The sequence below is a fragment of the Bacteroides sp. UBA939 genome, from assembly GCF_002293435.1.
In the GTDB taxonomy this organism is placed as follows: Bacteria; Bacteroidota; Bacteroidia; order Bacteroidales; family Bacteroidaceae; genus Bacteroides.
Genome location: NZ_DBDF01000051.1, coordinates 5,517 through 18,614, shown reverse-complemented (window position 1 = coordinate 18,614; position 13,098 = coordinate 5,517). Strand labels below are relative to the sequence as shown.

Annotated in this window: 6 protein-coding genes; 1 reads left to right on the top strand and 5 read right to left on the bottom strand. The window is 42.8% G+C overall.

The features are described from left to right. Positions 1 to 174 precede the first annotated feature (174 nt). Positions 175 to 1,881: a hypothetical protein gene (locus B2Z67_RS03590; protein WP_291528451.1), complete on the bottom strand. Its 1,707-nt coding sequence runs from the start codon at positions 1,879 to 1,881 to the stop codon at positions 175 to 177. 329 nt (positions 1,882 to 2,210) lie between these two features. Between B2Z67_RS03590 and B2Z67_RS03585 the strand changes: the two genes are divergently transcribed. Continuing rightward, positions 2,211 to 5,093: a transcriptional regulator gene (locus tag B2Z67_RS03585; RefSeq protein WP_291528450.1), complete on the top strand. Its 2,883-nt coding sequence runs from the start codon at positions 2,211 to 2,213 to the stop codon at positions 5,091 to 5,093. Between the two features lie 325 nt (positions 5,094 to 5,418). Here the strand turns inward: B2Z67_RS03585 and B2Z67_RS03580 are convergent, their stop codons facing one another. The 4 genes from B2Z67_RS03580 to B2Z67_RS03565 form a co-directional block, all read right to left on the bottom strand. Continuing rightward, complete coding sequence (locus B2Z67_RS03580; protein ID WP_291528449.1) at positions 5,419 to 5,556, bottom strand: hypothetical protein; 138 nt, start codon at positions 5,554 to 5,556, stop codon at positions 5,419 to 5,421. 212 nt (positions 5,557 to 5,768) lie between these two features. Continuing rightward, on the bottom strand, positions 5,769 to 7,700 hold the full coding sequence (locus B2Z67_RS03575) for a RagB/SusD family nutrient uptake outer membrane protein (RefSeq protein ID WP_291528448.1): 1,932 nt from the start codon (positions 7,698 to 7,700) through the stop codon (positions 5,769 to 5,771). 23 nt (positions 7,701 to 7,723) lie between these two features. Then, on the bottom strand, positions 7,724 to 10,936 hold the full coding sequence (locus B2Z67_RS03570; protein ID WP_291528447.1) for a SusC/RagA family TonB-linked outer membrane protein: 3,213 nt from the start codon (positions 10,934 to 10,936) through the stop codon (positions 7,724 to 7,726). A 136-nt stretch (positions 10,937 to 11,072) separates the two neighbouring features. Further along, the gene (locus tag B2Z67_RS03565) at positions 11,073 to 12,458 is read right to left on the bottom strand and encodes a DUF5125 domain-containing protein (RefSeq protein WP_291528446.1); all 1,386 of its coding nucleotides are present in this window, start codon (positions 12,456 to 12,458) and stop codon (positions 11,073 to 11,075) included. Positions 12,459 to 13,098: the final 640 nt, after the last annotated feature.

Below are 13,098 nucleotides of genomic sequence, written 5' to 3'. Positions count from 1 at the left end.
GTTAAAGGAGTTATCAGCCCTCAGGCGGGCTTAGGAGTTAAAGCTGATACTCCCTTTATGCTTAATTCTGTATATCAGTAACCAGACTATCGGCTTTAACTCCCATAACTACTGAGCGAAGCGATAACTCCTTTAACTACTGATTCACATCACTAATATGTTCCTGTAAAAGGATTAATGTATGTTTTCAATCAAATATTCGCGTAGTGGTGTGTCCTCCGATATGTTCAGTCTCTTTTTGAACCGTGCGCGTTTCGTCTTGGCAGAGTTTGAATTAATATTCAGCAATACTGCTTCTTCCTTGTAACTGAATCCATATAGGCAGAGACAGCAATATTGAAACTCGGATGGCAACAGATCCGGACACAGCTCCTTATGTATATAATCATAGAGCTTCGGATAAGCGGTGGTTATTTCTTTTTCAATAAGATTCCGCATTTCCTCGGTTATTAAGGGTTCACCTTTTCCCGGTGTTATCTGATTAACCAGACGGGTTAGTTCTTTATATAAAGATGAGTCATACAATAACTTCATTCTCATCTTGTTTATCTCTGCCTGGTGCTTTTTTATTTTTTCTTCATGCAAAGCAGAATCATGCAGTAATTTACTTCTCATCTTGTCTAAGTCTGCCTGGTACTTTTCTATTTTTTCTTTATGCAAAGCTGAATCATTTAATAACTGACTTTTCATTTTATCAACTTTGGTCTGGTACTTTTCTATTTCTTCTTTTGCCTTTTTTCGATATAACAGATATAGTACTGTCATCAGTGATAAAGCTAAAATGCAAATAATTGAAATGAAGATATAGCTTTGCTGTTTGTTTTTCAGTTGGTTTACTTCTTCTTGCATTTTCAGAAGGTTGTATCTGGCTTCAATATCCTGTATTTTCGTTTGGGCGTCGGCGTATGCAACCGAATCCAATATGTCTGTATATTCCTTCAAATGGGTGAATGCATCTTTGTAATTCTCTTCTGCTTCATAGATTCGGTAGTATAGGTACTTGATGCTGTATTCATATTCATGGTCATCTTGTGGAGTATTCTCTAATAGCTCTTTGGCTTGATCTATGGAGTCGGTCAGGATATATAGGTCGATCAGCGCCATGTAGTTGGGCATTTTATTTCTCCCTTCCAATGCGCGAAGAAAGAATGGCTTGGCTTTATCGTATTCGCCTTTTTCCACATGAATGTTGCCCAGTGCATTGTCTATTGAGGCTCTGACATTGATATTCTTTGTGTTCACTGACACGGAATCGGCAATAGTCAGCACTTCTAATGCCTGTGCGATTGAATCGATAAATACATATTCACGCCCAATGTCTCTTAATGCACAGGCATAACTATCGGTATTATTCTCTTTCTTGAAACACTCGGCAGCAGCCTTGTATTTTTTGAGAGCTTCTGTCCGCATGGCCTTTACTCTATACAAATCGCCTATATAGCAATACGTGTACCCCATCAAGTTGTTGAGCTTATACTTTTCACCAACCTTGAGGGCATCGGTATATATCGACATCGCTTTCTCGTGATTACCTTCGTCAGCGTATGAACGCCCCAGGTAAATGGAGATTTGTACCTGTTCGGCAGGAGTACCATTCGAGAAATACCAGTCATAAGCCCTCTCCAGTTGAAAGCTTGGCAGTAGGTGATTGAAGATTTTGTCGGTTATCTTACCCGACGACATGCACCAGCGTGCAAAATCTTTGTCGCTCATGCCTTCCGGCAATACGCTGTCTTTCAGTATATTGGATGCACTGTCCGGGGATATTTCTATGAGCGCTTCTACTTTATCCAACAACATATTGTTGGCAGATGGTGATTTACTGCATCCGGTGAGTATCCAGAAGAGTGCGGTGATTGTGATAGTAATAGATAGTTTCATGTGTGTACCAAAGTTTCGTTCCTGCGCAAATGTAACACGTTTTTCTATCATAATCTATTTTTAAAGGGGATATTTTGTGAATAGTCGCATTTTATAGTATTGTATTGAACAAGCTAAAGGGGGTATATATTCCGGCAGGGTTTTCAACAAAATGATAACTATTGTAGTGTGCCTCTGTATTCAAGAATAAATTGTCTTTTATATAAGGCACAAACTAAGATTTTGGTACGGTTCTCCTGACTTTCTTATTTGATTTCCTTTCTAACAATCTATTCTTTAATAGAAAGATGCTATCTTTGACACAGATAAAACTATAAATGTTAACCGCTATGAACCGGAAGATTAATTGGGCTTCTCTTTTTTTGCTATTGGCATATACTACGACTGTAAAAGCCGATTGGCAGCGTCCCATTAGCAATTATACAAGATATACTTACAAGGCAGGAAATCAGAACTGGAGTATTCAGCAGCATGATAATGGTTGGATTTATGTGGCCAATAATAAAGGACTGCTGGAATACGACGGTGTGGAGTGGAATACCTATCCGATTCATAATGCCAAAACCCGGGCAGTAAAAGTAGGGCACGACGGACGGATTTATATCGGTGGAATGGAACAATTCGGCTATTTCACACCGAACGCTCTTGGCGAACTGGAGTACACTTGCCTTTCCGATAGTTTATCCCCAAAGACGAATGTAGGAGTTATCTGGAATATCCTTTTGAACAGAAACCGGATATATTTCCAGTCAGACCGCAGCATCTTTTATTGGGAGAATGACACTGTGCAGAAAGTAGATTATTCTTCGGAAATCTATACTTCACTGATTGTACAAAACAAACTGTATATTACCTCCGCCGAAGGATTGTCGATGTTGAATGGAACAGACTTCATTCCCATATCCTGTTCTCCGGAGATGGGTATGGTAGTTAAAGTGGGTGGTCTGCTGTCTTATAAGGATAATCTGCTGATGGTGAGCCGGGATAACGGACTGTTTATCAGCGATGGCACTACTTTAAGGAAATACCCTACCGCGGCGGAAGAATTCTGTCGCAGCAACCGGATATTCTGTGCAGCATTGCAAGACTCGTTGCTCGCACTGGGCAGTATCCAGGGTGGGGTTTGTGTATTGAACCTGGAGACAAACGAAACGGAAGTGATGTCCACGGAAAACGGTTTGCAGAATAAAACAGTGCTAAGCATGATGTTTGATAAAGCCGGCAATCTATGGTTAGGGCTGGACAATGGCATTGATTGTGTACACCTGAATGCACGTATCGCTTCCCTCTATGGCGGTAAACCTGTTATCGGTTCGGGATATGCGTCGTGCAGTTACCGGGGAAAGTATTACTTCGCTACCAATCAGGGATTGTATTGCTCTGCCCCTCCCAATCAGTTGAACATGAGAGACCCTGTAGAGTTTGTGCCCGGCACCGGCGGGCAAATGTGGTCGCTTCATGCTTATGATGATAAACTGTTCTGCTGCTCGGATAACGGTATCTTTATTATAGATGGCGACAGGATGGAACACCTCAACAGTCCGAAAGGAGTTTGGGGCGTGGTGCCGGTGGATGCGCGTAAGGATGTGCTGATTGCGGGTACTTACAGAGGCTTGTATCTGCTTGTGAAGAAAGAGGGGCGTTGGCTGGTGGAGAGCTATATCAATGACTTTGTCCGTTCGTGCAAAGACATGTTGATGGAGAATTCCACCAATATTCTGTGGGTAGGGAATAAGAAAGACGGTGTTTGCCGTTTGATTCTATCTGATGACTTGCGGAGAATAGAAAAGATGAAGGATTACAATACGGTTGATTTCCCGCGTGGCTATGACGTCTGTCTGCTGCGGGTGAAAGACGAAGTGACCGTAGCCTCGCATTATGGTTTGTGGCACTACGACCCAAGTCGCGACCGCCTGGAAGAGTATGCCCGACTGGAACAACTGTTGGAGGGGAAAGCCTCATACACTTATATGAAGATAGACTCATTGCAGAACATCTGGTATGTAACGGACGGAGTTCTGAAAATACTCCGCTACGATGCTTTCAAACAGGAATATTACCGGATAAATAATGAAATCTTCCTGCGGGGAGCGTTGATAGAGAATTTTGAAGATGTACACTTCTATAAAAGCGACCAGGCAGTTGTGGGCACCGAGGAGGGTTTTTCATTGCTAAAGCTGGACAGTATGCATACACAGATGCCCCTGACGCTGCAAATCAGGAAGGTTTATCTTACGGGATTGCGCGATTCACTGGTCTATGGGCGCAGTTATTTGTACGATGTGGCTCCGGTGGTAATACCCTATTCTCACAATTCGATGCGGATTGAGTACAGTGTGAACAATTACAATAAGGCGAGAGTTGTACTGTATTCCTATCAATTGAATTCGGGAGGAGGCGAGGAAGCGTGGAGCGAATACAACGAGAATCATACGAAAGAGTTCACAGGACTGCATGAAGGCAAGTACACGTTTCGTGTAAAGCTACTCACCTGGGGAGAACAGGAGCCGGTGGAGACCTCATTTGAGTTCGAAATACTGCCTCCCTGGTATCGTACGTGGTGGAGTTACCTGCTTTATTCGGTAGCTATAGTGATGTTGATTTGCTATGTATATTATCGTATTGCGGCTGGTCGTAAGCGGCTGTTGATGCAGAAAGAGCTGGAGCTTTACCGGCAGAAACAAAAGTACCAGATGGAAGGTGAGTTGAAGGACAAGAAGATAGATTCATTGAAAGAAGAGAATCTACAGTCTGAATTGCGGCACAAGTCGGAAGAGTTGATTCGTACAACGCTGAACATTGTCAGGAAGAATGAGATGTTGCTGGGTATCAAGAAGGAAGTGGTCGGTATCTCTCATTCCATCAGTGAAGAGAATCTGGTAGCGTTGCGCCGGAAGACCTTAAGGCTTATCGGCCAGATTGATACGAATATCGAGCATGACGATGATTTGCAAGCCTTCCAGAATACATTCGACTCTGTGCATCACGACTTCTTCTGTAAGCTGGAAAAAGCATATCCTGAGTTGAATAACCGGGAGAAGCTGCTGTGCGCCTATGTCAAGATGAATCTGATGTCGAAGGAGATTGCCCCGCTACTGAATCTCTCGCAACGTGGGGTGGAACTTAGCCGCTATCGCTTGCGTAAGAAGTTGAACCTTGCGGAAGGGGAGAATCTTGGGGAGTTTCTGCAGAGGTTTTCGAAGAGGGTTTGAAGTAGGGGGGATTTAGTTTCAACAAGCGATACATTTAGCCTGTATTATTTATAAGTGTCTCGTTATAAATGATAATTTAGCGAAGAATGGGTACGCGGACGACACGGAATAAGCGGACGAACGCGGATTTTTTCTTCGCTAAATTATCATTTATGACGAGACACTTATGAATGATGCAGGTTAGTTTCAGCAAGTGAAACATTTAGTTCCGGCATGTCGAAACAATTAGTTCCGGCGTGTCGAAACAATTAGTATATTACCTTGGAACAATTGGTTTCAACACGTTGAAACAATTGGTTTCAATGCGTTGAAACTATTTGTTCCATCACATTGAAACAAACGGTTTCATCGCAATGAAACTAAAAGCGTGCCCTGTCCGGTGCAGAATATATGCCTGTTCGATGCAGGATGATGCAGGGTGGGAGATGTGTGGCAGATAGGTGGCAGATAAGGTATCTGCCACCTATCTGCAACGGGTATCTGCAACGCTCCAAATAGTTTATTATCAGATAGATACGGGCAAAAAGGTGGCAGATGGCAGATAAAAACCGATTTTCAACTTTATGGAGGTGTTTCGTTAAAGAGGCAATTACCATGCTGATTCTGCCGGTAATTGCCTCCAAATCCTGAGTTAATCTTCTTACTGCTGTTTAAAACTATGAAAAAGTATTTTATTTACCACCCGGGGTTTTGCGGAATAAGTCCTTGGGCTAAAGTGACTACATTGTAGTGGATGGGATAGAGGTACATCCGGTCATCCCAAAGGCGATTCTCTAATTTTGTTCTGTTGTAGAAAGAACCCATCTGTCCGATAGCCACATCGGTTGTTCCATATTCGTTCATACCACTGAAACGGGTTTGATCTGCCACTTGTCCTTTACCGCACACCATCCAACGGCGAATGTCGAAATAACGTTGTCCTTCACAGTAAAGTTCTACGAAACGTTCGCGTTGGATAGCATCAAACTGCTTATCATAATCACCGCTAATCGTCTTGACGTTATCAGCTTCCAGTTTGGCATAGGTAGGGATACCTGCACGGTCGCGAACATAATCAATGTACTCGATGATTTTGGGGTCTGTGGGGTCCAATTCATTCAACACCTCGGCATAAAAGAGGTAGAACTCAGCTAAACGGTAGATGATAGATACGCGTCTGAAGACTTGTGTATCACCTGAAGCATGGTTTACCGTACGGTTTTTGAATTTAGCAAGCATATAGCCTGTCAATGGGGTATCTTTACTTCCGGGACCGGCGCCACCATATAGTGAGAAGTCTACGAAGTAATTCGGTTCACTTGCATTAAATTTGGTATTAAACCAGCTTTTGCCTTGATACATGACATCGGCGTAGAAACGCGGTTCACGATTGGAGTACATGCTGAATACGTTGGCGTCGTCTTTTCCTACATTTACATTGTAAGTAGGATTGCGCACGGTTACCAAAGCATTCTCGCTGTATTCTCTATCTTCTTTGATGGTAAGACCATTTCTGGTGAAGAACATGTCAACCGCTTCCTGAGTTGGGCCGACAGTTCCGTAACATGAATTTACATTGCGCGGATTGGTACGTTTTTCCATTTTGTACTGATCGCTATAGCTATTGTTTGTGCTGCACCACAGGATTTCCTGGTTATATATTTGAAAAAGTTGATAAACCGATTGGTCGGGTTGATTAGAGCCGTTTGTTTCTACTTTGTAAAGACCGTGTCCTGCCTCTTTGCAAGCTGCCAGCAGAGTCTCCAGACATTGTTTGGCTTTCACCCACTTATCACGGTTGTAGGATGGGAATATTTGTTCGCCGTCTACTGTTTTCAGTTCCATTGCCTTGTCCCAACCTCCGTTGAAGAGTTTGGAAGCGGCATATACCCACATCTTGGCACGTAATGCCATAACGGTTATTTTGGTGGGACGTACCACTTCATTCAGGTTGAAGGCATTACCCACACCATTGGCTGTACCGGTAATGATCGTTGGCGGTAAGTTGTCGCGACTCAATACATCTACCAATAGACTATCGGTGAATTCCAGCATACGGTCTAACGTTGGGCGCTTGTAATCCGTTATTTTCGGATAGGCGGCATCGTCAATTGTGGTTACAATAGGGCATGGGCCGTAAAGTTCAAAGATAGAGAAGTAGCTATAAGCCATGAGGAAGCGTGCTTCATCTTTCATACGGGCAATATCGGCAGGGGTCAATGCATTGGAGTCGGCACCCACACCGCCGTCTTTGGCATTTTGAATAAATATTAAAGCTTGGCGTATGTATTGGTAAAGCGTTTGCCAACGGTGAAACGAGGCTGTACTGGCTGTATATCCGGATGTCATGGTGTCTTTAGACGGGCCCATCTGTGAGGAGATTTCTCCGCATATATTTGACCATGGATTCTTAAAGGCGCTTGCTTCGGAACCGGTTTCCGAAAACTCGGAAATGCAAAGATAAATGTTGCCATACCAGTTACGGGTATAGTTGGGATTGTCAAACACTTTGTCCAAAGTCAGGTTTTCATTCATTTCTCCTGAAATATCCAGGTAGTCTGAACAAGATGTGGAGCTAAGCATAAGGCCTGCTGCCAGAACTGAATATATTAATTTCTTGAATTTCATACTTTTTATATTTGAGGATTAATTTAGAATGTTACTTCTACACCGGCAATCCAGGTACGTGATAACGGATATCTGGCGCCTGAATTTGCATCACCCAATTCCGGATCCCAGTATTTCACATCATCCCATACGGCCAGGTTACTGCCTTGTATGTAGAGGCGCAGATTCTGGAAACGAAGTGCTTTCAACTGTTTTTTATTGAACTGGTAACCGAATTCTATATTTTTCAGTCGGATGAAACTTGCATCGCGATACCACCAAGTACTTGGGTTCAGATTATAAGAGAATGTCGAAGAGTGCATACGTGGATAAAGAACATCCTGATTATAAGGATTTGAAACAGTCCAACGAGACATGGCTTCCATACGGGCTGATGAAGCATCTTTACCCTGGTTGAAAGGCATGAAGTTGGATGCTTTGGACATGAGATTTACGGAACAACCGCCTGCTCCCTGGAAGAAGACACCGGCAAAGAATCCTTTGTATTCAAAATCAAGGGCGATACCGTAAACGGTTTTTGGACTGTTCGAATTTACGTTGTGACTGTATGTGCGGTCGTAACCGTCTATTACGCCGTCTTTGTTTAAATCCTTGTATTTTATATCACCTGGTGATACTTGTGCTCCGGGATTGGGCATACCCTCTTTTAGAGTGTAAGATTCGGCGCCGGTTACCAAGTCGCGTGTAATATTGAAATCATCCGGTGTATAGAGGCCTTCGGCTATGTATAAAACCGGGGTATTGATTGTATGGCCCGTATATCTCAGGTATTCGTACAATGGAGTGATTTCGTCACATTCCACAATTTCATTCTTTGTGTAAGTGAAGTTTCCACGCAAAGTCACATTCAGTTTGCCGAAATGTTCCTTTATCGTGATATTACCGTCGATACCTTTATTGGTAACTATGCCGAAATTCTGACGCGGGCCATTGCGAAGACCGGTCATGCTCGGGATAGTGGTGCGGTTCATTAGAATATCCTTACGGCGATTGCTGAAGTAGTCTACTGACATGTCTACACGTCCTTTAAATAAACCCAAGTCAAAACCCGTGTTGATTTTACGCTCAATTTCCCATTTTAATAACGGTGCGGCAGCATATTGTTCGGCCAACCCACCCATCCAGTTTTGTACGTTACCGTTAGAGGCCGCGGCAATACCTAAGTTAATTCCACCGGCACTTTCGTTCATAACTTCCAGATAAGGGAAACGTCCTCCCGGCACATCGTCGTTACCGGTAATACCGAATGAAGCGCGGAATTTAAGCTTGTTCACGCTACTTAGCAATGGCTCAAACCACTTTTCATGGCTGATAAACCAGGCAGCACCCACAGCAGGGAAAATACCCCAACGGTGTCCTTCGGCAAAATTCTCACTGCCGGTTATACCGAAACTTCCTTCTAACATGTACCGGCCATCATATCCATAAGAGGTACGGGCTACTATACTTTGCTTGCGGTAGGGTAGCAGATTGATGCCACTGCTGGCGTTTTGTAACTGACGGTCTTTCTGGTTGTAAAGCAGTATGGCAGTTACATCATGTTTCTTGTTAAAGGTGTTTTTATAGTTCAAGGAAGCTTCTAAGTAGATTCTTTTATCTCCTTCGCTGTTGGCGCCGCTGGGATTACTTAATGCCGAACCGGCGCTGCGTAGCTGGTAGTTCAGTATGCCGTCTTCATTGCGGCTCAAAGCATAGAAAGAATTGGCAGACATGGTGCGGTTGATGAATTGTCCGCTGCGTGCGTCAAAACCTACGACACCTTTTACCGAAAGCCCTTTTGTTATGAAATCCAAGTCTTGTTCTAATGTAACTTTGGACTGTACCGTGGCTTCCCACGATTTGCTGTAACCACTATAATAAAGGTAGTTATAGGGATTCTGGCGCAATCCCTGGTTGTCGGAGTCAGGGTGTTCGGCAGGTGTTCCGTCTGAATAAATCATTGGAATCAAATGAACCGGCATCAAAGTCATACCATTGAAAATCTCATTGGCTGTCTTGCTGGGAGCTTTACGGTTAATGTATTGTCCGCTCATGTCCACGGACATACGGGTGGTGCGGCTCAAGTCGAAATCGATGTTGGAACGCAGGTTGTAACGCTCGAAGTTTACGTTGGAATCTACTATCGGATTGGGATTGTCCTTATAAATACCGTTCTCATGATAGTAAGCGCCTGATACGAAGAAGCGTACTTTCTCACCACCGCCGCGGAAGTTGATAGTGTAACGCTGATTGCTGGTATGATCCTTCAACATATCCATCCAATCAGTATTCGGATATAAGTCGGAATCAGCTCTTGTGCGATATTTTTCTAAAACATCGTCACTAACAGGACTGACGAAACCTACAGAAGGATTACCTTTGTCATTCCAGCTTGCTTCATTGTAGAGACTCAGATAATTGTAAGAGTCCATTAAATTAGGTAGACGGGTAGGAGTAGCGATGCCATATTGAGCAGACATGTTGACTACTGTTTTCTGAGCTTTACCGCGTTTTGAAGTAATCAATACAACACCATTGGCGCCTTCTGCCCCATAAACGGCTGTAGCCGCGGCATCTTTCAATACGGAGAATGATTCGATTTCATCGACATCTATATCATTCATCTTGCGGGGAACACCATCTACCAATACCAACGGGCTTGTGCCACCGGCATAGGAACTTACACCGCGAATCCAGAACTGTGCATCATCCCAACCGGGTTCTCCTGAGCGTTGTACGGCAATCAATCCGGATACTTTACCTGCAATATTGTTTGTCAGGCTTCTGGTTTTTACGCTCAATTCGGCCGGACCTACGGATGCCATGGAACTTACAACACTTTCTTTCTTTTGTTGTCCGTAACCGATAACCACTACGTCATCCAAACTTACGGCATCTGCCTCCATGACTACATTTATATTCTGAGTATCTGCCGTTATTTTACGAGTAGTCGTTATGTATCCGATAAAGCGGAATTCCAGAGATTCGCCGGTAGAGGCTTTGATACTGAATTTCCCGTTAATATCCGTAGTGACGCCGCGAGTGGTTCTTTCTATCATGACAGTAGCGCCAATAATAGGTTCGCCGCTTGTATCTACCAATAAACCGGTAATAGTTCTTTGTTCTCCTTTTTGGAAAGTAGTTTCTATGCCGACTGTTTTTACGTCAGTCGATGCTGCCTGAATTGTACCGGATTGCCAAGTTAAAGCCATAGCAAACAGGGCGGCGCAGCATTTTATTTTATTCTTGTTTTTCATATAACTATGTTTTTTAAGTAGTGAATTTAATTAGTTTATACTATGTATGCTTTTATAAAAGCTGATAATCAGATATCTACTCATAAGAATAATATAAACTAATTCATGTCTTGTACTTATCTGTATTAGTTTTCATTTAAGGCAACGGATCAACCTCGTCGAAACCGTCTGCCTCTTCCACATACATCTTCGTTTTAGTCGGTCCTTCGGATATATCTACGGTAACAATATAGAATTTACCGTTAATCAAGGCTGCGTCTCCGCCTCTAATGTTACCATCACCGGAGTTTACTCTAAACCACTTGGATTGATCCTCTAAAGATATTTTGTCAGAAGTAAACTCAACTCCCCAACCTTTCTGATAGAAGAATTTGAAATTGATACTTCCTGCTTTGATGTTTGTGCCGGCTTCTAATACCAACTGATGTTTGCCGTTACCCAAAGGAGCCAAACATATAACTTTCTCACCTGTACTCCAGCTTATTCCGTTTTTGCTGAATGAAGGCTGCCCGATGTTGCCGTCTCCAATACTCCAGATTACGTCGTCCCCATTGGCTAAGTTCGCTATGGCAGTTCCTGAAGCATTCATAACTTCTACACGGAAATACTTCAATGATTTATCTACCGTGACACGATATTTCCCGTCGCGTCCCATAAAGCGTAGTGTTTTCCCGTTGGTATCTTTCACCTTGCGGAAGAAAGCCGGGTTTACCCAATAGTTGGCGTAGTCAGCTTTTAGTCCTGTGATTTGGATGTCTTGTCCCTGTTTCAAGTTCATTTCTACCTTAGCTCTGGTATTATCTATTGTTTCAAATTCAACGTCGTTCAATGCAAATTTGATAAAAGGCGTACCTTCGTAAGTTTTGGTGTTGAACGTTATAGGATATTCTCCGTCAATATCCGCCGTGAATTCAATCAGGTTGCTAACTCCGTTGGCAATCTTACCGTCAGAGTTTCCAAAGACCATAGCATTACCGTTCTGTCCATATTTCGGCGCTTCAATCGTGGCGAAGAATTGGCTGGGGAATATATCGGTAACAATATATTTATAAGGATCCTCAGCAGACGGTAACATTTCACGGGCTACCCCGTTAGCATCTTTCAATATCAGTTTCGGAAACAGAGGACGTATTATTCTGATGTTTCTTTCATTTACAGCATTGGCAAAACGTTCATTCTGGATGCGTAGTTTCAGGTCGACAGAGCCGTCTTCTACGTTTTTCATGAAAGGAATCAGCAGTTTGCCGCTATATCCTCCGGCAGTAGGGGTCAGCATGATCCGTTCCGAGACGATGGTCTCACCGAAGAACAGTTGTATCTTTGATTGATTTAGCTGAATACCGTCGCCGGCAATCTGGAAATTGAAGTTAATACTATCGCCCATGTAGGCTGTTTCCGGACCTTCAAATGAGTTGATGGTGCAACTGCCCTTGTCATCGAACTCATCATTCTTGTCGTTGCATGATGTAATGCAGAAGAAACCTGCAATCATTGCCCAACACAATAAGATTTGTTTTCTCATACTATCAATAAGATTAAAATAAATAAAATAATTGAATACACATTGTTTGCATTAACCCGCATTATTCATAACAGTAGGAGTTAAAGGAGTTATCAGCCAACAAGCTGGCTTAGGAGTTAACGCCGACAGCCTTGTTATATGCCTCACGGAGTATCGGCTTTCACTCCTTAACTCCTAACGAAGTGATAACTTCGTTAACTCCTGCAGTATGAATAATACAGGTTAAGAGTTCCTCCTATATAGATATAGGTGGAGGCTACGGACGGGGGGAAGATTTGTTTTTCATGTTAGTAAGACTTAAATAATTTGAATCTAAATATTTGTCGGTTTCCGGCAAAAGTATATATGTGGGATATATTTCTTATCAAACTGACTACATCAAAACTTTCTTTATGGTTGATTATGACTACATTACAACTTTCTTTTGTGAATTGTAAGTTGTTGGTTCTCAGGCAGTAAGGTCGTATTTACAGTGAATGCTTTTTGTTTGTAGAAGAATGTCAGACTGTAGCCTGCATTATTCATGCTTCAGGAGTCTATACACTACTACGTAGCCTACATTATTCATAGTGTAAGTACTTCGTAATAATTATTTTTACGATAAATGAGAATTTATGTTTGAACACAGAGTCACAGAGAC